The sequence below is a fragment of the Spirosoma oryzicola genome (genome assembly GCF_021233055.1).
GTDB classification, from domain to species: domain Bacteria; phylum Bacteroidota; class Bacteroidia; order Cytophagales; family Spirosomataceae; genus Spirosoma; species Spirosoma oryzicola.
Genome location: NZ_CP089540.1, coordinates 45,695 through 69,616 on the forward strand (window position 1 = coordinate 45,695; position 23,922 = coordinate 69,616).

Sequence of the window (23,922 nt, forward strand, 5' to 3'; positions counted from 1 at the left end):
AGGAGTATATAATGCTTTTTTAGCTGCTTTTTGGTCTGTAGATGCGTATTCGCAAACCGGTATGTATACAGACCAAAAAGCCTTCATGACCCGTACACTCACGTTTCAATTTTTCTTGTTTTGTTTTTCCCTGACTGCATGGGGTCAGGGAAAACTAAACGCGTCTCAATCCACAACCCGTTCTGCCAGTCGCGCAGCAATACGTAAGAATCCGTATGGAGAATTGCCTTTAGGAGCCATTAAACCGCAGGGCTGGTTACGGGAAATGTTGGTTCGTCAGAAAAACGGCGCAACGGGTAATCTGGACAAGCTGTATCCGCTGGTCATGAACGAGCGGAACGGCTGGTTAGGCGGTGATGGCGATCAATGGGAACGGGGCCCCTACTGGATTGACGGTCTGTTGCCGCTTGCTTACATGCTGGACGATCAGGAGCTGATCAACAAAACGAAGCCCTGGGTAGAATGGGCCATCAACAGCCAGCAGCCAGACGGGTACTTTGGTCCCTCCAAAGATTACAGTTCTGAACCGGGACTCCAGCGCGACAACAGCCGCGACTGGTGGCCCAAGATGGTGATGCTGAAAATTTTGAAACAGTATTACTCCGCTACCAACGACAAACGAGTCATCAACCTGATGACGAATTATTTTAAGTATCAACTAAAGGAGTTGCCTAAAAAACCGCTCGATCACTGGACCTACTGGGCGCGGTATCGGGGTGGCGACAACCTGATGGTTGTTTACTGGCTGTACTCCATTACGGGCGACAAATTCCTGTTGGACCTGGGCGATCTGATTCATAAACAAACGTTTGATTACACCAACGCTTTTCTGCATACCGACATGCTGAGTAAGCCGGGTAGCATTCATTGCGTAAATCTGGCGCAGGGCATCAAAGCACCGCTGATTTATTACCAGAATCACCCGGAAAAAAAATACCTGGATGCTACCAAAAAAGGCTTCGCTGACCTACGCAAGTACAACGGGATGGCACACGGCCTCTACGGAGGAGATGAAGCGCTGCACGGCAACAATCCGACGCAGGGCTCGGAACTGTGCTCGGCGGTAGAAATGATGTTCTCACTGGAAAGTATGCTAGCCATAACCGGCGATATTAGTTTTGCCGACCATCTTGAGAAAATCGCATTCAATGCCCTGCCCGCCCAGATTTCGGACGATTTCATGACTCGTCAGTATTTTCAGCAGGCCAATCAGGTGATGGCAACGCGGCAAGTCCGCAATTTTGGCGATAATCACGGCGGTACTGATGTATGCTTTGGCTTGCTTTCCGGCTATCCGTGCTGTACCTCAAACATGCACCAGGGATGGCCTAAATTCACGCAAAACTTGTGGTACACGACGGCTGATAAGGGAATTGCCGCCTTGGTATATGCGCCCAGTGAAGTTAAAACCACCGTTGCGAATGGAATAAACGTGACGATTAACGAAGAAACGAATTACCCGTTCGAGGAGAGGATCAAATTTGCACTAATTACCGATAAAGCGGTAAAATCGGTTTCCTTTCCGTTTCATCTTCGCATACCGGAATGGTGTACGAAAGCGTCGATTAAAATCAACGGAAACACATGGCAGGAAGCAAACGGCAACCAGATCGTTACGATCAATCGAACTTGGCAATCGGGCGATCTGGTGGAGCTGGAATTACCCATGCATGTTAGCAAGAATGTGTGGTTCGAAAATTCCATATCGGTCGAGCGCGGACCAATTGTCTACGGTCTGAAGATCGGTGAGGAAAGCAAGCTGGTTAAGAACGACAAAGATCCGATTGATTACGGGTCTTCTTACGTAGAAGTTCGCCCGACGACGCCCTGGAATTACGGCTTGATTCCGGTACCGGATAACAAGCTTGCGGAAGCTTATAAAGTAGAAAAGAGAGGACCTGTTTCGCCTTTTCCCTGGAACTTGGACAGCGCACCGATCCAGATTAAAACACGAGCCCGACGAATTCCGTCCTGGGGTTTGTATAATGAATCGGCTGGGCAGCTTCCATACAGTAGCATTTATAATCTGGAAATCGGTGCCGAAGAAGAAATTACGCTTATCCCGTACGGCTGCACCAACCTGCGCATTTCCCAGTTTCCGGTCGTTCGAAAGTAACATCGATTATGAGCCCAACACTGTGCATAAATTATGTTTGTTTCCTCACCCTTAACGCATCTTGGCTACGCAATTCATGAAAAACGTTTTCTCGTTGGGCTTTCTTAGCGCTTTACTATCGCTTACGGTTAGCGCTCAGTCGCCCAAACCTGTTCCCGAAAAGTACCGGGAGTTACCACTGTCGGCCATCAAACCCACCGGTTGGTTACGCCATCAGCTGCAAATTATGCGCGACGGTACAACCGGTCACCTCGACGAAATTTACAGCAAAATAAGCAATGACAACGGCTGGCTGGGCGGCAAGGGCGATGCCTGGGAAGAAACCCCTTACTGGCTCGATGGCGCGGTACCGTTGGCTTATCTCCTGGATGACAAAGCTTTACAGCAAAAAGTAGCAAAATACGTTAACTGGGTTATCGAGAACCAGCGTCCATCGGGTTACTTTGGGGCCACCACCAAGGATGAGCGAGAGAAAAACGTTAAGATAGACGTCGCCAACTGCGCTTCCGGCGACGATTGGTGGCCCAAGATGGTGATGCTGAAAGTAATTCAGCAGTACTATTCCGCCACGAACGACAAGCGGGTGGTTCCGTTCATGACGAAGTATTTTCACTATCAATTGCAGGCGCTGAAAAGTTGCCCCGTTGGTAAATGGACTGAGTGGGCAGCGTCGCGCGGGGCGGATAATGTCATGATGGCGCAATGGTTATACGGCATCACCGGCGACAAATCGTTGCTTGAACTAGCGTCAATGATCGAATCCCAGAGTTTTCAATGGAGCGAATGGTTGGGTAATCGCGACTGGGTGATTGGCGCTGCGGCTCAGCAAAACGGCGACCACTGGATGCGTCGTCACGCGGTCAACGTGGGGATGGCACTTAAATCCCCCGCAGTCAACTATCAGCGGACTGGCGACGCAAAGTTTCTCCGATCACTGAAAACCGGTTTCAACGACCTGATGACCTTACACGGCTTGCCGATGGGCATTTTCTCCGGTGACGAAGATTTACACGGCAATGATCCAACGCAGGGCGTCGAACTTTGCGCCATCGTCGAATCGATGTTTTCCCTGGAAAAAATCATCGGTATTACGGGTGATATTCAGTACATGGACGCTTTGGAGCGTATGACGTTCAACGCCTTACCAACGCAAACCACCGACGATTACAACGCCAAGCAGTATTTTCAGATTGCCAATCAGGTTCACGTGAAGCGCGGAGTGTTCAATTTCTCCTTGCCTTTCGGCCGGGAGATGAACAATGTGTTTGGTATGCGGAGCGGTTACACGTGTTGCCTCGCCAACATGCACCAGGGTTGGACAAAATTTGCGACTCATTTGTGGTACGCATCCCCCGACAAGGGCCTGGCAGCTTTAGCGTATAGCCCCAACGAGGTAACCGCAAAAGTAGGCGTCAAACAGACCGAAGTCACCCTGCGCGAAAGCACCACTTACCCGTTTGACGAAACGATTCGGTTTGATTTGTCTACCCCATCGGATGTACAGTTTCCTTTGCACCTGCGTATTCCCTCCTGGTGTCAAAAAGCAATGGTAACGGTTAACGGCAAATCGGTTCAAACATCCGAAGGCGGAAAAATCATTGTACTCAACCGGCTCTGGAAAAACGGCGATAAGATCATGCTGCAACTCCCGATGGCCGTTAACACCTCAAACTGGGGCCGTAATTCGCGGACGGTGGAACGAGGCCCACTGGTGTATGCTCTGAAACTTGAAGAAACCTGGCAAAAAGAAAACCAGAAGGAGGAAGGCGACTACTTTACCGTTTTTCCGAAAAGCGACTGGAATTATGGACTGCTGGATAAAATCGTGAAAGATCCGGCAGCCAATCTGGAGGTAAAAATCGGTAAGCCTGTTACCGACACCTTTGTCTGGAATCTGCAAAACGCCCCGTTGGAAATTAAGGCATCCGCCAAAAAGATTCCGGAGTGGAAAATTGTTAACGATGTTGCCCCCCAACCCGTAACCGATCGGGATGGTCATTTTCTCGGCAAAGTGGATGACAACGTAGAAACGATTACACTTGTGCCCTACGGCTGCACAAAAGTCCGCGTAGTCGCTTTTCCCATAGTTAAATAGTACGAACACCTATTGCTAAACGTTCGTGCCGTGAAGGGGGCATTACGGGCTCGTAGTGCCCCCTTCATCTATTTAGGCGTATAGGTCAACTGCACAACTACTGCCTGCTGCCCATCCTGGTTTGATCGACGCCAGCCAACAGCTAATGGGAGATGCTTTTGCAGATACACTTCAGCCCCAAGAACCAGCTGACCATATTCGTGTGTACCGGTTGCCCAATCGCCGAGTATGTGTACTTTCTCGAACCAGACACCCGCGTCGAAGCCTGCATGAAAACCTACCGTCGATCCTTCGGCCAGATAGCGCTGATTACCGGCGTAAGCACCTACAACGGTTTTGTAGTGTTCATTGGCAAAAGAGCCACCCAGGTTTACATACCCCCACCCCACCCAGGAACTTCGGTCTTTGGTAGGATACAGGTTCAGCCCCGTTTGTCCACCAATGCCTACATGCAGACTTTCGGTTAGGTCGAACGTTTTTTGTGCATTGAGCAGTAACAACGGCGCATAAGGCATTTCAATCGTGGTATCGTTACGTTGCCAGGTATGCTGCTGAGGCAGGTAGTCCAGGTTGTACAGATTCACACCAACTTCCCAATTGCGGCCCAGGCCGTAGTTCACCGTTGTTGATGAGCGTAATTCTTCTGCATTTACGTCGACCTGCTGTTGAGCCAGTATTTTGTGTTTAGGCGTCATATCGGACGATGGGACGCTGAAAATAGTTTGCTGAGCCAGTGCACTCAGGCTACAGCTTAGCAGCCAAAAAAGAAGATAGATTGTTTTCACGTTGAGGAAAAATGGAATTAATAAGCTACTTATTTCCCTGTTTCATCGTCAGGGGCATCAACAGGTTTGGATTCGGGGGAGCCTTTCTGACGGAGAAAGATAGATAGCACAACAATAGAGAGTACGGATAGAAACTCGCTCTGCCAGTTCTGCAAGGATTGAAACCAAAACTCACTCGTTCCTAGAAACTGCCCTAATGAAAGCACTTCCGTTTTGCCTTTCAAAGCGTTTTCCGTGTTGTATTCTTTCATACCACCGATAGCATGTAGGTAGAAAGAAAGGGCAAACAACAAAAGAAAGGCAATACTCAGCGAGTTCTTATAAAGCATCAGGATTAGTCCACCCTGCCGAACGGGCCAGGGTGCGCCCGGACGCGTGGCCGATGGCTCCCGATCCACTTCTTCCGGCTCATCGAGGCTTTTGGACTCAGAAGAGCCCTTCTGTCACAGTGAAACTGTTAGAAGCACGTACAGACCCATCTGCAAAAATTCGCTCTCCCAGTTTTCAAAGACAGCCTCAATACAGTGGCCGCTGCTCAGGTACGACAAAAAGTTAATGGGAGACCGTCCATAATCGGTTAGCTCATCATTGAAGTTGTGCCAGCCTACAACTAGCTGACCTCCCAGCGTCAATAACGTGATGACAACAAGCACAAGAGAGAGGTTATTCTCGCGCAAAAACTTCTTCATATAACGCCAAATTGATTTAGTTCTAGAACGTGCGGTTAAAGGGTATCCATTTTAAAGAACCTAACAGGCCGTATTCGTTTTCCGCTAAATGCAACAGTTGCTTACTGTCTATGTCACCTAAGTTATAACTCAGATCACTGAAAGGTTCTTTGTGTTACTGAACGACCTTACACAAGCGTCTTTCGATGATTTGAAAGCACCATAGTCAACCCATCCTATCCATCAACTGTTACGCTGTAATGAGCTAACAGTCCGGCGGGTACGTGATCTCTGCAATAGCTCCATTCCTAGTTTCAACAAAGCCAGTTAATTAAGTAAATTTTCTAAACTCTGTACGCACCAGATTATAATCTCTTTTTAATTATGAACCGTTTTTCGAAAAGTCTACATTGACCCAGTTTATTGATCAATGTAGACTTTTCGAAAAACGGTTCGTATAAAACCGTCACCTAGTCGTCCGTACTTTTCGATACCGCTGTTTAAAAAATGGTCCGTACACTCTTTTATCATTAGTAGTTTGACTTATAACCAGCCAACATTCTGATTGAATCATTTCTATACGCTGACTATGTGTCAGAGTAGATCGTTGAGATTCAGCAACCTGTTCTAGCAAAACTGTCCAACTATAACTCATATCACGTCTAACTATAACCTATATCACGTATCCGCGGAGAGTTTCTTTTTTATGCGCACTGCTTCTTATCTAGGCTGTTTATCGCTTGGTTTTTAAGAAGAAAAAGAAGAAAAACACACAACAAAATGCTGTTGTGTGTTTCTTTTTATAAAGTTTTAAAATAGTTTCTTTTTAGACCCTCATAACATCTTATGAATCAGTAATTTACAAGCTGAACTATAACCTATATCACGTTTAACTATAACCTATATCACGTTTAACTATAACCTATATCACGTTTAACTATAACCTATATCACGTTTAACTATAACCTGTATCACGTTTAACTATAACCTATATCACGTATGTATAACCTATAACACGTACTACTATAACCTATAACACGTACGGTGTGGATAACTATAATAAGTCGCGCTAACAATGCCGATAATCCTCAAAAAGTTGGCATTCCTACACATACCCGACCGTGTTTACGGAAAATTAGCCTGAATTATGTACTGATCTAATTGTTTTAGCCTGAACGCACAGGTTGAACTATAACTCAAATCACGCAACTATAACCTGTATCACGTAATGAACCACTGTTCGGGTTTCTGTGGCGTTAATAGAGTTAACGCGCAAGTTTTTGTTATGCGATCTTGTTTTTGTAAGTTCACCCCTGTTGGCTGCAATAGTATGGCAAAAGAAACGAAGGTTCGGAAGCGCGCTGATATCGGTGAACGAACGATTGCTCGCATGAAAGCGGGTCGTAACGGAATTGTGGAAGCTACGTACCGAATGGACGTAGTTGAGTTCAGAGTTTTTTTTACCATGCTGACGATGATCAGCCCGGACGATGTTACCTTCTGCGAATACGAACTACGAGTAGCTGACATTATCCGGTTATTTAGCTTGAGTCGGGATGGACGTAGCTACGAAACGATAAAGGAAGCAGCCGAGCGGTTGGTCAACAAAACAATGGTTATCTACCACACCAAGGAAGATGGCAATCGTTACCGAACCGTTATTCCATTTCTGACAAGCGCCAGCTCACAGATTGGCGATGCTAAAATGGAGTCTATTCGCGTTACGTTTCACCCCGAATTAAAGCCGTTTCTGCTGCAACTACGAACCGAATACCTGGAATTTGATGTACGGAATTTAGCGCGGGTACAAAGTCAGTATTCTATTCGGCTCTACATGATGCTGCGTCACCAGATGAACCTTAAAAAAACATCGGTTCGCTACACGGTAGAGCGTCTGCGGGAAGTTTTCGAAATCGGTGATAAAGATTACCCGCTGTATGGCAATTTCAAGCAAAAGGTTTTAGTCAGAGCCTGCACAGACTTGAGTACGACAACCAACATCCGGGTCGATAAAATGGAGGAAGAGCGTAGCAACCGGAAGGTTGTGGCGGTCGTGTTTCACATGTCTTCACAGGAACTACCGCTTGTTTTGCCCGATGGTGAAGGCATTACGGCCAGCGTAAGCACACCCGTAGCTACAAGTAGTAAAAAAAGTAATAAGGCGGTTGTTGAAATCGATGACCCAGCGACTGACTCGTTGGTAGATGAGCTTCACCCGCTCGTTGCTCAGTATGTTGGTCGCGAAGCCGTACGTACCTGGCTGCACCAGTCGTCGGAGGATCAAGTGCGTACCGCAATCGATTATACGCTAAAGCAACTTAAACAGGGGGCTACCATCAAGAATGTGGGCGGTTATTTACAACGGATGGTGAGCATGTCGATACCCTTATCGTTTGATGAGCCGGTCCCTCCTGTCACCAAAACAAATCGCCCGACTGACGTACAGTCGAATGTTCAGAAGGAGCAACAAGCCCTTGAAAATGCGCGACTCGAAGCCTTGACAGAGAAGAAATACCAGGCGGCCATTCAGGTGTTAAGTGATCATCCTGAGTGGCATGAAACCGTTGCTGAACACATGCAGTCGGGTTTGTTCGGCAAGTTCTACAAGGAAAAGCTAAGTCTGCTCGAGAACATTAGGAATCCGGCTATGTACGGTCCTCTCTTCCAAGCTATAGAGCGGCTCAAAGCCGATGTTTTTACGGATATTAACTAATCGTTTGTCGTTTAGATATAATTCTTCTACCAGCTACCCTAAAATGCCTGTCAAGAGATTCGCTTACTAACGAGAAAGTAACATAAATCGCCAGAATTATTTTGGATAAAAGAAGTTCTTTATACCTTTGGAAAAGATAAATATTTATCCAGGGTACGATGATCACTCAGGAGAAGCTAATCCGGTTCCTACGCGCCAAACCAGCGCTTAATCTGTCTCAGATCGAGAAAGAAGCTGGTATACCATCAAAAACGCTGCACAAAGCACTTTCTGACCAGAAAGATATTCCTGCCAAGCACCTTCCTGCCTTAGATGAAGCTGTTCGTAAATACGGCTATTCCGAAGCGTTGTTCGATAAAGCAAAAGTAATTTCAATCGTCAACCACAAAGGGGGCGTTGGTAAAACGACAACGACGATCAATGTTGGAAAAGCGCTGAGCTTGTTAGGAAATCGCGTGTTGTTGGTGGACATGGATTCGCAGGGCAATCTTTCGCAGTGTTTCGGCATTCACGTTCCAGACGAGCAGGTGATCGACGCTTTATTGGGAGGGTCTCCCCTACCCATGATCGAAATCACCGAGAATTTGTTTCTGACGCCTTCCGATATACGCATGGCTTATCGGGAGTCGGAGCTTGCCAATTCCATCGGTGCCGATCGTCGCTTGTCGCTCAAACTGGAAGAAGCGCGGGATAAGTTTGATTATATTCTTATCGATTGTCCGCCAAGCCTGGGTATCTGTACGACTTGTTCACTGGTTGCTTCCAACTACTGTGTTGTGCCCATCCAGCCGGAAGCCAGCGCGTACCACGGTGTTGAAAGCTTGTTCAACCGAATTGCCGAAGTACGGACCTACATCAATCCAACGTTGACGGTAAAAGGCATTGTCTTTACGATGGTGCACAAGAATCAGAGCGTCCACAAAAGTATGATGGCTCACATTCGGGATACTTTCCAAAACTTCCACATTTACGATTCGATCATCGAAGTATCGACGGTTATCAAACAATCGCAGGTTGCCAAGGAAGATTTGTACACATATTCTGCCAAGTCTCCTTCCTGGCAGCAGTACCACCAGTTGGCTACCGAAGTAATGACGATCTGATATGAAAAAAGACTTCATGAGTTCGATGAAAGAGAAGACGTCAACGTTGCGACCATCTCTCCTATCTACCGAAGAAAATATAAAGAATCAGATCCTGGTTCTCGACAAACTGCGCGATCTGATACCGCCTTTAGCCAATGACGAATACGACCAGCTTCAGCAGAATATTCTTAAACATGGTGTAAAAGATCCGCTTACCGTGTGGGAGACAACACCTGCCGCTGCTCAGGTTGATACGGACACGTCTCCGCTTTTTGTTCTCATTGACGGGCATAACCGCTACAGCATATGCCAGCAGTACAAACTCGATTACCGAATTAATCTCGTTCGGTTTTCGACGCTGGATGAGGTCAAGGATTACATGATCGATTACCAGCTGGGCCGGCGAAACCTGACCGCTGAGCAAACATCCTACCTGCGTGGATTACGCTATCTGCAACAGAAATCGATGCGGGGCGGGAACAGAGCTGCCGAAAATGCGCAGGGCGATGTAGCGGCTACACTTGGGAAAGAATATGGCGTAAGTAGCCGAACCATCAAGCGCGATGCTGATTTTGCTGCCGGTCTGGAAAAACTGGCTCCCGGTTTGAAGCAGGACGTTTTGTCTGGGAAAAAGAAACTGGCAAAAGCGTCGATCAACGCCATTGCAAAAACGGAAATAACGGAGTCTGTCCAGGACGCCGATGACTTGATCAATGGCGTATCAGCGCCGAACGTGCCAGGCGAAAAGCTGTCGAAGGCAGGTGAAGTAACGTCGAAAAAAAGTCAAATACTATCGCTTGAGACAACCATTCGGGAACTAGCCACCGGGAAGCTTAATGTCCAGACCTGCGCCCAACTAATCGCAAAAACAGACGAGTTGCGGGCACTACTTCGAGCAAAGTGACAGCGTGTCACTTTGCTCGAAAAAATTCTTTTGACAGTCTTTTATCTCGAAGTAGCAACCAGCTATTTCCGAATCAATTGCTTTCATAGGCCTGTAATTCAAGGCCTATTTTTGTTTATACATAAGACATCTCCGTCTCTTCCTCTCGACTTTGTTCTCGAAGGTCGTTCGTCATTCGTTTTGGCAATTTCAATTATCAGTTTCCGGCGGGTAAATAAATTTTCTTTAGCTAACACTTTGAGCTACGGCGAGTTAAAATAGTATCGATTTAAGTAGAAATAGTATTACCAAAAGATTCCTTATTTTTGTCGCCCAATTTAAATTTTCGCTCACTTATGAGAACATTCGGTTACTTTTTAACCGTGATCTGGCTAGCGGTCTGTAGCAATACGCAGGCGCAAAATCAGCAGGTTACCGGGAAGGTCGTCAACAAAGCGGACAAGGGTGCGTTGCCCGGTGTCAACGTCCTGATAAAGGGCACAACTACGGGTACTGCTACCGATGCAAATGGAAATTATCAGATCAGTGTCTCCAGCGGAGCAGTGCTGCAATTTAGTATGATCGGCATGACCAGTCAGGAAGTTCCGGTCGGCAATCAGACCATGATAAACGTTGAGTTAGCTGATGACGCCAGAGCGTTGGAAGAGGTGGTCGTTGTGGGTTATGGTACGCAACGCAAGATTGACGTAACGGGATCAGTTGCCCAGATCAAAGGGGAAGAACTGGTTCGCCAGCCGGTATTATCAGCCACGCAGGCGCTGCAAAGCAAAATGTCCGGCGTTCAAATTATCAATTCGGGTGCACCAGGACAGGCACCAACCGTTCGTATTCGCGGAACAGGTACGCTGCTGGGCGGGGCCGATCCACTGTATGTGGTAGATGGGATCATTACCGAAGATATCCGCAACATCAATACCTCGGACATTACATCGGTTGATGTGCTCAAGGATGCTTCGGCGACGGCCATCTATGGGGTTCGAGCTGCTAACGGTGTTGTCCTGATCACGACCAAGCGTGGAAAAACAGGTGCGCCAACGGTTTCCTATGATGCGTATATAGGTATTCGTACCCCAGCCTACCGCGTTAAAATGGCTGACTCACAACTGTTTGCTCAATACAACAATGAAGCTGTTCGGTACGATGATGCCAGTGCGACGCTACCGTTCGACCCGGCTACCGCTACGACGAATAACACGGACTGGTTCAAGGCGATTACCCGCACCGGTTTTCAGCAGAATCACGCCTTGTCGGTGAGTGGTGGTACCGAGAAAACGACCTATCTGTTCAGTGCCGGTTATTTCACCGAAAAAGGGATTCTGAACGGCACGGATTATAACCGGCTTACCCTTCGTCTGAACAACGAATACACGCTGACGCCGGTGTTTAAATTAGGTCATAACCTGAGTCTTGCCAACGACAATTCAAACCTGTCGAGCAATTCTGATGCTGCTCTGCCCGAATCGAACCAAACGGTTTACGCGGCCTTCACGAATGCCTATAAGCAGGCTCCGCTGGTGCCTGTTCGGAACAGCGATGGTTCGTACGGCTATACACCACGCAACAACGTAGCCAATCCGGTAGCGCAACTGGATTACACGAACTACAAAGCGCGGGGACTCCGGCTGCAAGGCTCTTTCTATGGAAACCTGACAATTCTGAAAAAGATCACGTTGCTCTCCAACTTCGGGATTGAGACTAACACGAGTCGCTCGTACAATTACAATCCTGTTTATCAGGTATCGGCCAACCAGCGAAACCTGACAAGCCAATTATCGACCGGGCGGGTTAACAACACGCGCTGGCTGTGGACCAATACGGCTGAATACAGCAACACCTTTGCGGAACGCCACACGGTGAAAGTATTAGCCGGGTACGTGGCCGAGCGTTTTCAGGACAATGTTCTGGTCGCTGGCCGGCAGGATGTGCCACCCCAATCGAATTACTTTTACCTGAACACGGGTAGCGCATCATCGGCAACCAACAGCGAAACGGGCAGTATTCAAACGCGCCAGTCGTATATCGGTCGGGTTAACTACAATTATTCGGATCGCTACCTGTTTACGGCTACCGCTCGTTACGACGGATCAAGTAAGTTTCCGACTAACAATCGCTGGGGATTCTTCCCGTCCATTGGTGCGGGTTGGGTACTGAGTGAAGAACCATTCCTGCGGGGAAAAACGCCTTTCGACCAGTTAAAAGCGCGGGTGAGCTGGGGTAAAACCGGTAACGACCGGATCGATCCGAGTGCCTTCCTGTACACGATTGCCAGCGGGCTGGATTATCCATTGGGACCCAATCAAACGCTGCAACAGGGACGCACCATCACCAACTTGATTGACCCTAATTTACGCTGGGAGGTTACCACGGGTACGGATATCGGTTTAGAGTTTGCCTTGGCTAATAACCGGCTTACCGGGGAGTTTGCTTATTACAACAAACGGACCAGCGACGCTTTATTTCAACGACCCATCGACGCTATTTTTGGGGATGTCGATGGGGCTTATCTGACCAACGCAGCCAGCGTCCGCAACCGGGGGTTTGAGTTTGCTTTGAACTGGCGTAACAACTCGACCAAAGGATTTCAGTATAACATAGGCGCTAACGTAACCATTAACCGCAACCGGCTCGAAGATGTACAGGGCGGCTTGCCGATCAACGAGGGTGGAATCGGTAACGGACAGTACACAACCCGCACAGCAGTCGGCCAGCCAGTCGGAAGTTTCTGGGTGTGGCAAACAAATGGCATTTTCCAGACGCAGGAAGACGTTAACAACACAAGCGCGAAAATAGAAGGAACCAAACCGGGTGATTTCCGCTATGTGGATCAGAATGGCGATGGTGTCATTGACGACAACGACCGGATTTTTGTCGGATCGTATCAGCCTAAACTGTACTTTGGCGTGAACGGCGGCTTTACCTATCGCAGCTTCGATTTCTCGACGGATTGGTACGCTAATTTTGGCAACAAAGTGTACAACGGTAAAAAAGCGCAGCGATTTGGTAACGAAAATATCGAAGCGTCGCGGGCCGACCGATGGACATCGACCAACCCCAGCAATACCGAGCCACGGGCCAGCAACGCGGTACCCATCTCGTCAACCTATTACGTAGAGTCGGGTTCTTTCTTCCGGATCAATAACATTACGCTGGGCTACACGCTGCCCAAATCCGTAGTGTCATCGCTTAAAGTAAGCCGGGTTCGATTTTACGTAACGGCGCAGAATGCGTTGACGATCAAAGCGTTCTCGGGATATACACCCGAATTGCCCGGAAGCAATCCGCTGAATGCTGGTATCGAATTGAGTACGTATCCCGTAACATCGGCGTATCTGGCTGGTCTGAACATTGGCTTTTAAGTAAACAACGAATATGAAAACCTTACAGAAAATTGCAACCTACGCTTGTTTTGGCGGACTCATGGTCGCTGGTGGTTGTTCCAAAACATTTTTGGATGTGCCGCCACAGGGACAGCAAACGCCAACTGATTTCTTTTCGAGCAATGCCGACGCAGCTACCAGCTTGGTCAACGCGATTTATTCCAAAATGCTCGACTGGAATTTCCATTCTTTTTCCTGGAATGGCGTAACCAGTATTATCTCAGATGATGCTGATAAAGGCAGTTCGCCAGGGGATACCGGAACGGATAAAGACCAGTTGGATAACTTTACGTTTACGTCGTCGAGTCTTTCATTCAACGAGTTGTGGGGTGGCCATTACGAAGCCATCGCCAGGGCTAACCAGGCCCTGGACAATCTACCAGCGCTAAGCATTAACGATACGCTAAAAAACCGGCTGATCGGCGAAGCCAGCTTCTTACGCGCGTACTGCTATTTCAACCTGGTCCGTTCGTTTGGTGGTGTACCGCTGATTACGAAAGTAGCTGACCCTACTAATCAGACGGATATTCAGAACGGTCGGGTCCGGGCCACATCGGCACAGGTATACGCCCAAATCGAATCGGATCTGACAAAAGCCGTTGCCAATTTGCCGGAGAAGTCACAATATAATTCGGCTGATTTGGGCCGGGCGACGAAAGGGGCGGCCAAAGCGTTGCTGGCTAAAGTGTCGATGTACGAGAAAAAATGGAACGTGGTTCTCCAGTTGACCGATGAGATCATTGCATCGGGCCAATACTCGCTTATGCCTAACTACGGAGAACTCTGGCGCGAATCGTCTGAGAACGGAGTAGAGTCGATTTTTGAAATTCAAGGCCGGGGTGTGACGCCCAATAAAGGAGTTCAGGGTTACTTTGAATCGCAGGGAGCACGTGGGGAGAATGGTTGGGGTTGGGGTTTCAATACGCCTTCCGAAGATCTGGTTAAAGCGTACGAAACGGGTGATACGCGCATAGACGGAACGATTATCCGACGGGGTATGACCTTGTGGGATGGTCGGGTCGTTAGTGCGAACGCTGAAAATCCGTACTATAACATGAAGGCGTACGTCAGCTTTACCCGCGAAACGAACAACGGCAATACGTGGGAAACCAGCAAAAATATTCGGGTGCTGCGCTACGGTGAAGTACTGCTGATGAATGCTGAAGCGGCCAACGAGTTGGGACAGCCAACCAAAGCGTTAACGTCGCTCAACCTGGTTCGGGCACGGGCGCGGGGCGGTGTTTCGGGTGTTCTTGCCAACGTTACGACTACCGCCCAAACCGATCTACGGCAGGCTATCTGGCGCGAACGTCGGGTTGAAATGGCCTTTGAACACGACCGGTATTTTGATCTGGTTCGTCAGGGACGGGCAGCCGCCGTTTTTCAGGCGCTTGGCAAAAACTTCGTGACCGGTAAACACGAGTTATTCCCAATTCCACAGCCTCAAATTCAGTTAAGTGGTGGGCAGCTAACACAGAATCCAGGGTACTAGGCATTCGATAATCGAATCTAATTTTAGTCGGCTTCTGTACCGGTAGTGGGCAATAAAACGCTTTGCCGCTGGTGCCGAAGCCGATCTTTTATTCTGAAAGTTATGAGACTACTATTCATTCTTCTTTTATCATGTGGTGGCTTAACTATGGTTTGCTGCCAACCGAAACCCCAACCCATTGCCTCTGCTCCAACGGCGTTTTCTCTTTCTAGTTCTGACGTTCAGTTTCTGGATAGTTTGCAACGCGATACTTTCCGCTATTTCTGGGAAACGAGTAACGCTGACAATGGACTCGTCCCTGACCGCGCCCCCTCAAATTCGTTTGCCAGCATTGCCGCTGTAGGATTTGGCCTGACATCGTATCTGGTCGGGGTTGAGCGTGGCTATATTACGCGGGCGCAGGCTGCCGAGCGAACGCTTAAAACCTTACGTTTCTTCGCCAATGCACCTCAGTCGGAGAAAGCATCGGGCATTGCGGGATACAAAGGATTTTTCTACCATTTTCTGGATATGAAAACCGGCGAACGCTTTAAGCAGGTCGAGCTTTCGACCATCGATACGGCCCTGTTACTAGGCGGCATACTGAGTGCGCAAAGCTATTTTGATCAGAACAACGCCACTGAAACCGAGATCCGGCAACTCGCGGATACGATCTACGGACGTGCTGACTGGACGTGGTTTCAAAATCATAACGGTGCCAAGCCGCTGGTTTCAATGGGTTGGCATCCTGAAACTGGCTTTATCAAAAACGACTGGGCGGGATACAACGAAGGCATGTTGCTTTACGTGTTGGCACTGGGTTCGCCGACGCATCCTGTCGGTACGGATGCCTGGACTACCTGGACAAAGACCTACCCATGGGCCACCTTTTACGACCAGACACACCTAAACTTTGACCCTCTATTTGGCCACCAATACTCGCACGTATGGATTGATTTTCGTGGTATCAAAGATGAATACATGCGCGGAAAAGGTATCGATTACTTCGAGAATTCACGGCGGGCAACCTACGCGAACCGAGCTTATTGTATGGCAAACCCGGCTAAATGGCAGGACTACAACTCAACCATTTGGGGACTCACCGCTTGCGATGGACCCAGCGATACACTGGTAAATGGGAAACAATTCTTTTCCTACCGGGCGCGTGGGGCAGCGAGTACACAGATCGTTGATGACGGGACGATTGCGCCTACAGCGGCTGGTGGATCGATGGCTTTTGCACCCGAAATCTGCGTCCCGGCCTTACGAGCCATGAAAACAAAATACGGAGCCAAGCTTTATGGTACCTACGGGTTTCGGGATGCTTTCAACCCTACGTACCGGTATCCTGCCCGCGTGGCCAATGGTTCAACCCAAAACGGCTGGTTTGATATTGATTACCTAGGCATTGACCAAGGACCAATTTTACTGATGGCTGAAAATCTACGAACGGGTTTTATCTGGAAACTGATGCAGAAAAACCCCCATATCAAACGTGGACTCGTGAAGGCTGGGTTTACGGGAGGATGGGTAGCCAACTAATAAATTCGTACAGTTAGCGTAGTTGTTCATTAGGGTGTAAAACAGGATCGGGGAGCAAAGTGACAGCGTGTCACTTTGCTCCCCGGTGTTCGTAAATGAGGAGTTTGTTATGATATCAGGTTCTATAATTTGAAATGCCAATCAAGCCGAGAGTGCCAGATTTAGTGATGTCGGCGGGGCCGCCCGCGCGGTTCTCAAAACCGACGCTTGGCGTCAGCAACTGGTGTCGGTTTTAAGAAACCGACACCACCGCAAGGGATATACTGCTATGAGCTGATAGAACCACAACCAGTATCTATTCGTCAATGGATTATTGGCTATTGCTGGTAATCATGATCTCGAAATCGATGTTATCCTGCCGGAAAAAACTATAGGCAAATGACAAGTCGGCTTAAGTCATTGTCACCCGATAAATGCAAAATTGGAGCAAAGTGACAGCGTGTCACTTTGCTCCAATTTTAATAAAAAGCACAGCCTAATCGCGTAAGAAAGTAAATGTTTTTCCCTGGTATTGCGGCAAACTCTCTCTGATCAGCACAAACGAACGATAGGCACTCGTCGCTGCGGCCAGGTTGTCTAACCACGCTGGTATGGAGCCACCCGGATCTACCCGACAGGTATACGTAACCTGAAGGTTTCGCTTGCCAACCGAACGCACCTGCCAGACCGCTAACCAATCAGCAACCCGAACAATACCCGTCTGAACGGGGACAACATTCGGCACCCCGACCGCCCGGATATGGAGCAGTTTAGAAGCTGGGTCCTGCACGAACGTCATTTGTATCGTCAAATCCCGGTCTTCGACGGGCCAGGGCAGCTCGTTGACTATATGATAGGTTAACTGTGTTTCGCTCGTCCGACGAACCAGATACGCTGACTTGGTCTTGTAAATAGTTTTTTTGTAGTTAGCGATGTCGGATAGCAGTGCGACCAGTTGGCTTTGCGTACCTGGCAGTGTACACTCTACTTTTAGCTCCGTCAGTCGGCTTCCTGCTACGTGACGAGAGTAAACCTGTATCTGGTCTTTATCTTTCTCCAGATGCCAATCGCCGGTTGGTTGTGCCTGTACAGTCAATGAAGACGAGCTAAACCAGCAAAGTAAAAACCACAGCAAAAACAAAAATCGGCTCATTATTTTGTCAACGAAATGGGAAGAGGCATCAAGCATAGAATGGGTTAGAATGCAGTCAGAGACCGCATGCGCCCGATCAGAGATTTTAGCCAGCTTGTTTGCTGTAACAACCCGAAAAGGCCAATTCCGGTTAATGCGCACGTAAGTCCGGCCAGTACATCTAATACGTAATGGTGACTACTGTATACCGCCGAGAACCATACGCCCAGCATAACGACGATGAAAAAAACATTGATCAACCCCATCTTTTTCCGCACGCTATGGTAAACCACAATCACCGGATAAGACGAGTGTAACGATGGCATAGCGGCAAAAACGTTGGAGCTCTTGGCGTAGATAGAATGAAAAACAGAGACACCAAAGTAGCGGTCGAAGTTAGCTAAGCCAGCCGTGTTGCCGGGAGTATGGGGATAAAAGTTAAACCCATGCTCGTGAATATACCAGGGGGGAGCGGCTGGATACGCATAGTAGATAACAAACCCGATCAGGTTGACCAGCAAGAAAGTAAACGCAAAGGAATAGTAAGTTGATTGGTCTTTGAAAAAGAGGTAAGCGGCAAACATCATCGGTACGGGAACCCAGGTCAGGTAAAATAACCCGGTCAGCACATCCAGAAACGCTGTTCGATGAACAAGCCAGAATTCATTGGGGGTTAACAGTACCTGGCCTTGCGTGATACCAAATAGATTTCTTTCCAGCTGGTAAAGCGATTCAATGTGAACGGAGTTGTACAGGTAGTTTGGAAACGCTTTCATGTAATCGAAAATGATCCAGTATACCGCAAAGATGGAAAAAGCGATGAGGAACTTTCGACTGATGACAGAGCCGTAATACAGTCCGTTGACTAAGCCTGTCAAAGCAAGCTGGTCGGAGTTGAATCCGACCAGCAAATAAGAGACGACCAGATAGACAACGGATATTGCTGTTAAAACCAAAGAACCTTTAAGAGACCAAAAAGGAGACGTGCTTGACGATTGGGGCATAAAATAGGCAAATCGCATTCCCATACGATTTAATGTTAAACAGGAATACGCTCTACCGTATTCTCTCCAGTGGCCGCGTTGGTGCCTTCCAGTTGAATGTATTTTACGTTAGGTACCCAGAAGGTACCGCCTTCGATGCGGAGATAAATCCGTCTGAGGATGACCTTTTTCTTATTGACCATCGCGTATACGTAGTAGCTGGCATCCTGGTCTGATTTTGCCAGCCGCAACGGCAATTTTTTGTACGATACAAAATTCAGCTCATACTCCTGATTGGCCAATGGACGCGATTTGATCCCATACGCAAACGTACGCTGAACGTATGAAAGCTCTTCCTGCTGACTTTGCTCGGTGTAGCGAATCCAGAATACATGCACAGGGTCTTGCTTGTCGGGTTGACCGTTTTTTAAATTCAGCGCACAAATAATTGTGTTGGTATTTGGGTCGCGCTGAAGATAAAATAACTGGTTAGGGATGTGCTGCGGAGTCGGAAAGTTTAGTTTCGTCTTGTCCTGCTTAATTCCGGTCGGCGCTTCTTTAGCTAATACGGATGGCCCGGAAATCGTCATGAGCAATAAAAGCGTAACAGCCAGCGCCTTCGTTGGGGTGGACGATTTCTCTTTCTTTTCCAGCGCTTTTTTCGCGTCGATCAATCGGTTGTAGGCCGTTATGTTGGTCATGATTGCCATGATAGTCAACGGCAGGGTAAAGATCGACATCGTTTCAAAGACGTGCACCGGAATGCCGGGAATAAACACCTTGAAATCGGGACCTAGTAGCGGGGCAAAACAGCCGCAAGCCAGCGCCGATACGCCAATGGTGATAACCCGTTCAGGACGCTGCATCAGCCCGCCCTTGCACTCGATACCCAGACCTTCGGCGCGGGCCCGCGTGTAACTAACCATCATGGAACCAATCAGCGCGATAAAGGCGAACAGAGAACTGAAAAAATAGTGCTGAGCAATCAGGTAATAACAGATGCCCAGAAACAATATAAGCTCGCTGTAGCGGTCAAGAACGGAATCGAAAAGCGCACCGTAAAGCGAACTCATTTTACCCAGACGAGCAACCTGTCCGTCCAGCATATCGAACAAACCGGCAAACAACACCAGTGCACCGGCCCAGCCGATGTAGCTGAAATCGCCCCGATTACCTTGCTCGGCTCCGATGATGAAAATCAAGGCAACCCCAATATTCAGCACTAATCCAATGGTGGTAACCATGTTGGGTGTTAACCCCAGCCGGATTAGTAAGCGAACAATTGGGTTAATAACCGAGTAGATACCCAACTGAATTTTTGTGCGAATTGGAATGGCCTGTTGCATAACTTGTAAGCATAATGGGTTAAAAATCGAACGTGGCGCGGGCTCTGATACCCAATGGCGACACGTTAGGATGATCCAGGTAGGTAAGCCGTTTTACCAGATCGATTCGGAAAAATTTTAAAACGTTAGCAACCCCTACGCTTGCTTCGAGGTAAGGTGTTTTATTCAATGTGTAGGTGTACGGAACGCCGGACGCATCGACTGGAAACTGGTACAGCGATGGATTCAGCTTTGGATCGTTCTGACTCCGCAAGCCACCGTAAAGCGCTTTGAACGAAACCGCTTCCCGCCATTTCAGCTTTTTGAATAATGGGATTTTGTTAAAGAAAAATCCATTAAACGAATGATCGAGGTTAACACTAGCGTAGTGATCACTGACAAATTCGAGGAAGTTCATCAGGTTGTACGAGTTAAGCTGATAGGCATAGGTCTGATTGGCCCGGTGTATGTTCAGGAGCGGAAAAGGTGCCTGACCAAATATGTAGCCGCCCTGTAAAGTTACGTTCGAATAGCCAAGTTGCGACAGAAAGAAGCGTTTACTGATGGTACCCGTCAGGTTTTGGTAGCTATATTCGCTGTTAAGCAGTCCTTTAACACCGGTGGCAAAGCGAAGACTGAAAATAGGGTAGCGGTTAGCGATAGGGGTCCGATAAATTTTACCCTGATAAAACTGCTCGTTCGGTGCCCAGCGTGCTTCGACCGAAAATTCTGTGGTTGTCAGCGTATGAGAGGGTATCGTTTCGGATTCATTCATCCGCTTAAATTCCAGCCCGCCAGCTGGCTCCTGCTGCCAGTTTTTGATGCCAAAACTATACGAAAAGTGGTTTTCAAATTCGTGCACGTAATCAATCCGCCAGGTGTCGTTGTATAACCATTTATCGTTGACCCCGCGTTTGAACGACAGCAAAAAATTATCTTCCTGCACGAACTGAAGCTCCTGACCCGGAATTTTGGTGTCGCGCTGGAAGCTGGCCCGGATGTAATTCTGCGGGAACTGGTAAATCGATTTGTTATTGATCGAGTACGTACCGCTCAGAAAATACTTCCAGCGCTCGTCTTTAAATCCGTAAGCCGCGTAGGTTTCAGCGTAGTAGCGTTTGCTCAATTCCGGCGTTGTCCGTCCGCCCAGTCGTAGCCGAAACCCTTCGACCGGATTGAAACTGTAGAATGTGTTTGCCGGACCGACTTCGAATGAGCCGAACGATTTATAACCTGCAAACAGGATTGTAAAGGCTTCCATCGTGCGTTTAAACGAAGGCATCTGTTTCAGACTATCGATGTTTTTGTACACCTTCGATTCGGCGCTGGAAAGCGTATCATGCCGATTGCCAAGCCAGAACTGTTCTGGTCTACTGGCGGCATCGGCCTCTACTACCTGGGGCTGGCCATCGTAAACTTCGTCAGCTTGTGGTTCATTGACGTGATAATTTCGGTAGGAGAGGGTTCGCTGGCCGAAGACCCCGCCACCCTTGTTTTTGTTGATTCCAAAGTCGGCTAGTAAATCGCTTTTGCTGAGGTAGTACTTGCCATCGGCATGCTGTTCAAACTGCTGGCGGATCTGCAAGTCGCGAACCCAGTTCAGGTTGATCTTGGGGTTTACGGACAGATTGATTTTCTGAACCGCGTAATTGCTGTCAAGCGTTACGTACATCTTACCCTCGAAAAGCATGTCCGTAGTATTACGAGGCACGAAATTCAGGCCAACCAGTTTGGTATTATTAACGGTGATCGTATCAGCCAGATAATACTGATAGAACGTTGGAGCGCTACCAGCAATGGGACTCAAGAACTGGTTGGTCATCAGAAAAATCGAATTCTCGTAGATATCGATTTTCGAGTACATCCGGTTCAGATAAACACTAAGCCCATTGTTGTCAAAATACTGACCAAAGTCAACCCGTTTGTCGCCTTTAATAATGGTTTTCTCTTTGTGCGGACTTCTCCGGTTGTAATGTTGAGAAAGCTTTTCTTCGAGATAAATGGGTAGCAGCGATTTTCCCGGCAGCGTCGTCGTATCCCGGTTTTCGAGCAGGAAGCGATATTTCTGAAAAATTTTCCTGTCGGCAATCTTCGTTGATAAGCTACTTAACGAAAACTGCAACTTATCGTACTCTTCGTAGTCCGCGTAATCGTAATGGCCAAGTTGATTCTGTTCTTTGTGGCTGATCACGTTACGGATCAGTTCAACGGCTGGATTATTCTTGTTACGATAGCGAGCTCGTTTACCGCTACGGATTACTACTTCGTTCAACAGCTGGGAGTTGGCTTCCAGCCGGATCGTTATGGTTTGCGCAATTCCGGGGGTTATCGGTTTTATTGCTGTTTTATAACCGATAAACGAAACGGCTATCCGGGCGAAGTTTCCTTGCCCTGTCAAGGTAAAACCACCCCGCTCGTTTGTCGTTGTACCGATGGTTGTCCCTTCAAAAACGATATTCGCGAAGGGTAGAGGTTCTTTATTGGCTCCGTCCGTAACGGTTCCGGTAACCGTTGTTGTCTGGGCAAGCGTGATATGACTCAGCAGCAACAGCCCGCTCAACAGCAGAACCGATTGGCTGAAAGCGTGGCGCAGAAATTGGTTCATGATAGGCTGAAGACAAAATCTTTCTGAAGAAAATAGTTGTAAGTGACACCTACCAGAATACCTACGCCCGTTTTGGCTAATAGATAATGAACGCCCAGAAAATGAGTGGCAGCAAAAAGCCCGGCTGCATTGAAACCTGCATTTCCTACCCAAACCAATACAAATCGGTAAAACTGCTTACCAACGGGTTGATTGCTCTGCGTGAACGTCCATGCTCTAGCGATGCTAAAATTAGCCAAGCCTCCGGCGACAGCGCCCGTCAAACTGGCGGGTAGATACCAGCAATGCGCTAACTGAACGAGCAGAAACGTCGTCAGAAAATCGATGCCAGTGGCGATCAGTGAGGTGGCCTGAACTTTAAAAAATGTTTGCATATAGTTTATAAGAGGCCGGCCAGTAAGGCGGCCCGTAACAGCAAATTTGTGTATAGACCCGCCAACAAATCATCCAGCATCACACCCCAGCCGCCCGATACTTTTTCGAGTTTTCGGATGCCAAAGGGTTTGCTGATGTCAAACAGACGAAATAAGAGCAGACCCGCTAATAAGCTTTTTTCGTGAATTGGAATAAACAGGAGACTAAGGCACATGCCTGCTATTTCGTCGATAACGACGCGGTAACTGTCCTTACCCCACTGTTCCTCTACTGAATCCGCTGACCAGATGCCAATGGCTGTGACAAGACCTGTAATCAGAAATGGAGCGAAAAAAGACGAATCGCCGGGAGCGAGCCAATACCAGACAAGACAGCAAGCGACGGAGGCTACCGTACCCCCCCCTTTGGGAATATAGCCAATGCCTAAACCAGTAGCGATCAGTTTATCCATTGCTTATTCTATTTTTCACGGGCTTCATACACTTCAACTTCTCTCGGAGGATCAACTTTGCGCGCTGACCGTTCCCTTACTTAGTTAATACTGTTGTCGATTGAACAGCCATTTTATTGTTAAGTGACGGTATCTAAAGCCTATCAGGCAGCCTGTTTCAATAACAGATCCTTAACGTTGATGGTCCCTCACGGGGTTAAGTATTATTGACTAGAACGCTCCAATCTAGGATTATTGCTATTTGCTATCAGCCATATGCAATATAGATTATTACTATACAATCAATAATTTTACTGTAAAATATTTAACCATTTAC

At 48.0% G+C, this 23,922-nt stretch carries 15 protein-coding genes and 1 pseudogene; 8 read left to right on the forward strand and 8 right to left on the reverse strand.

From position 1 onward, the window contains the following. The first annotated feature begins 85 nt into the window (after positions 1-85). Positions 86-2,116 (forward strand): beta-L-arabinofuranosidase domain-containing protein, encoded by a 2,031-nt coding sequence (locus tag LQ777_RS25560; RefSeq protein WP_232563278.1) that lies wholly within the window; start codon positions 86-88, stop codon positions 2,114-2,116. A gap of 76 nt (positions 2,117-2,192) precedes the next feature. Further along, complete coding sequence (locus LQ777_RS25565; RefSeq protein WP_232563279.1) at positions 2,193-4,211, forward strand: beta-L-arabinofuranosidase domain-containing protein; 2,019 nt, start codon at positions 2,193-2,195, stop codon at positions 4,209-4,211. 68 nt (positions 4,212-4,279) lie between these two features. Here LQ777_RS25565 and LQ777_RS25570 read toward each other — a convergent pair whose 3' ends face one another. Both LQ777_RS25570 and LQ777_RS25575 read right to left on the reverse strand, forming a co-directional pair. Further along, on the reverse strand, positions 4,280-4,996 hold the full coding sequence (locus LQ777_RS25570; RefSeq protein WP_232563280.1) for a hypothetical protein: 717 nt from the start codon (positions 4,994-4,996) through the stop codon (positions 4,280-4,282). 29 nt (positions 4,997-5,025) lie between these two features. Next, positions 5,026-5,685: pseudogene (locus LQ777_RS25575) on the reverse strand (DUF6766 family protein). A 1,309-nt stretch (positions 5,686-6,994) separates the two neighbouring features. Here LQ777_RS25575 and LQ777_RS25580 point away from each other — a divergent pair. The 6 genes from LQ777_RS25580 (at position 6,995) to LQ777_RS25605 (ending at position 16,756) form a co-directional block, all read left to right on the forward strand. Beyond that, positions 6,995-8,377, forward strand: a complete 1,383-nt coding sequence (locus LQ777_RS25580; RefSeq protein WP_232563281.1) for a replication initiation protein — start codon at positions 6,995-6,997, stop codon at positions 8,375-8,377. Positions 8,378-8,535: 158 nt separating this feature from the next. Continuing rightward, the gene (locus tag LQ777_RS25585) at positions 8,536-9,480 is read left to right on the forward strand and encodes a ParA family protein (protein WP_232563282.1); all 945 of its coding nucleotides are present in this window, start codon (positions 8,536-8,538) and stop codon (positions 9,478-9,480) included. Between the two features lies 1 nt (position 9,481). Continuing rightward, positions 9,482-10,366: a ParB N-terminal domain-containing protein gene (locus tag LQ777_RS25590; protein ID WP_232563283.1), complete on the forward strand. Its 885-nt coding sequence runs from the start codon at positions 9,482-9,484 to the stop codon at positions 10,364-10,366. A 335-nt stretch (positions 10,367-10,701) separates the two neighbouring features. Beyond that, complete coding sequence (locus LQ777_RS25595) at positions 10,702-13,722, forward strand: SusC/RagA family TonB-linked outer membrane protein (RefSeq protein WP_232563284.1); 3,021 nt, start codon at positions 10,702-10,704, stop codon at positions 13,720-13,722. 13 nt (positions 13,723-13,735) lie between these two features. Next, on the forward strand, positions 13,736-15,235 hold the full coding sequence (locus LQ777_RS25600) for a RagB/SusD family nutrient uptake outer membrane protein (protein ID WP_232563285.1): 1,500 nt from the start codon (positions 13,736-13,738) through the stop codon (positions 15,233-15,235). Between the two features lie 102 nt (positions 15,236-15,337). After that, positions 15,338-16,756, forward strand: coding sequence for a glucoamylase family protein (locus tag LQ777_RS25605; RefSeq protein ID WP_425276965.1), 1,419 nt, complete (start codon positions 15,338-15,340; stop codon positions 16,754-16,756). A gap of 475 nt (positions 16,757-17,231) precedes the next feature. On the opposite strand, the gene LQ777_RS25610 is transcribed toward LQ777_RS25605, so the two are convergent. Genes LQ777_RS25610 through LQ777_RS25635 form a run of 6 tightly spaced genes read right to left on the reverse strand, consistent with a single transcriptional unit; the run spans position 17,232 to position 23,606 of the window. Continuing rightward, a complete protein-coding gene (locus tag LQ777_RS25610; protein ID WP_232563287.1) occupies positions 17,232-17,888 on the reverse strand; it encodes an START domain-containing protein in 657 nt (218 codons plus the stop codon). Positions 17,889-17,932: 44 nt separating this feature from the next. Continuing rightward, on the reverse strand, positions 17,933-18,895 hold the full coding sequence (locus tag LQ777_RS25615) for a phosphatase PAP2 family protein (protein ID WP_341871386.1): 963 nt from the start codon (positions 18,893-18,895) through the stop codon (positions 17,933-17,935). 11 nt (positions 18,896-18,906) lie between these two features. Further along, positions 18,907-20,196, reverse strand: a complete 1,290-nt coding sequence (locus LQ777_RS25620) for a DUF4833 domain-containing protein (RefSeq protein WP_232563288.1) — start codon at positions 20,194-20,196, stop codon at positions 18,907-18,909. Positions 20,197-20,215: 19 nt separating this feature from the next. Beyond that, a complete protein-coding gene (locus LQ777_RS25625; RefSeq protein ID WP_232563289.1) occupies positions 20,216-22,780 on the reverse strand; it encodes a DUF5686 and carboxypeptidase-like regulatory domain-containing protein in 2,565 nt (854 codons plus the stop codon). Further along, on the reverse strand, positions 22,777-23,154 hold the full coding sequence (locus tag LQ777_RS25630) for a GtrA family protein (protein ID WP_232563290.1): 378 nt from the start codon (positions 23,152-23,154) through the stop codon (positions 22,777-22,779). The genes LQ777_RS25625 and LQ777_RS25630 overlap by 4 nt, the downstream gene beginning before the upstream one ends. Before the next feature lie 5 nt (positions 23,155-23,159). Further along, complete coding sequence (locus LQ777_RS25635) at positions 23,160-23,606, reverse strand: phosphatidylglycerophosphatase A family protein (protein ID WP_232563291.1); 447 nt, start codon at positions 23,604-23,606, stop codon at positions 23,160-23,162. Between the last annotated feature and the right edge of the window lie 316 nt (positions 23,607-23,922).

Bases quoted from the DNA above. Each gene is read 5' to 3' on its own strand.
- LQ777_RS25560 (WP_232563278.1), top strand. From the start codon at position 86: ATGACCCGTACACTCACGTTTCAATTTTTCTTGTTTTGTTTTTCCCTG.
- LQ777_RS25565 (WP_232563279.1), top strand. From the start codon at position 2,193: ATGAAAAACGTTTTCTCGTTGGGCTTTCTTAGCGCTTTACTATCGCTT.
- LQ777_RS25580 (WP_232563281.1), top strand. From the start codon at position 6,995: ATGGCAAAAGAAACGAAGGTTCGGAAGCGCGCTGATATCGGTGAACGA.
- LQ777_RS25585 (WP_232563282.1), top strand. From the start codon at position 8,536: ATGATCACTCAGGAGAAGCTAATCCGGTTCCTACGCGCCAAACCAGCG.
- LQ777_RS25590 (WP_232563283.1), top strand. From the start codon at position 9,482: ATGAAAAAAGACTTCATGAGTTCGATGAAAGAGAAGACGTCAACGTTG.
- LQ777_RS25595 (WP_232563284.1), top strand. From the start codon at position 10,702: ATGAGAACATTCGGTTACTTTTTAACCGTGATCTGGCTAGCGGTCTGT.
- LQ777_RS25600 (WP_232563285.1), top strand. From the start codon at position 13,736: ATGAAAACCTTACAGAAAATTGCAACCTACGCTTGTTTTGGCGGACTC.
- LQ777_RS25605 (WP_425276965.1), top strand. From the start codon at position 15,338: ATGAGACTACTATTCATTCTTCTTTTATCATGTGGTGGCTTAACTATG.
- LQ777_RS25610 (WP_232563287.1), bottom strand. From the start codon at position 17,888: ATGAGCCGATTTTTGTTTTTGCTGTGGTTTTTACTTTGCTGGTTTAGC.
- LQ777_RS25615 (WP_341871386.1), bottom strand. From the start codon at position 18,895: ATGGGAATGCGATTTGCCTATTTTATGCCCCAATCGTCAAGCACGTCT.
- LQ777_RS25620 (WP_232563288.1), bottom strand. From the start codon at position 20,196: ATGCAACAGGCCATTCCAATTCGCACAAAAATTCAGTTGGGTATCTAC.
- LQ777_RS25625 (WP_232563289.1), bottom strand. From the start codon at position 22,780: ATGAACCAATTTCTGCGCCACGCTTTCAGCCAATCGGTTCTGCTGTTG.
- LQ777_RS25630 (WP_232563290.1), bottom strand. From the start codon at position 23,154: ATGCAAACATTTTTTAAAGTTCAGGCCACCTCACTGATCGCCACTGGC.
- LQ777_RS25635 (WP_232563291.1), bottom strand. From the start codon at position 23,606: ATGGATAAACTGATCGCTACTGGTTTAGGCATTGGCTATATTCCCAAA.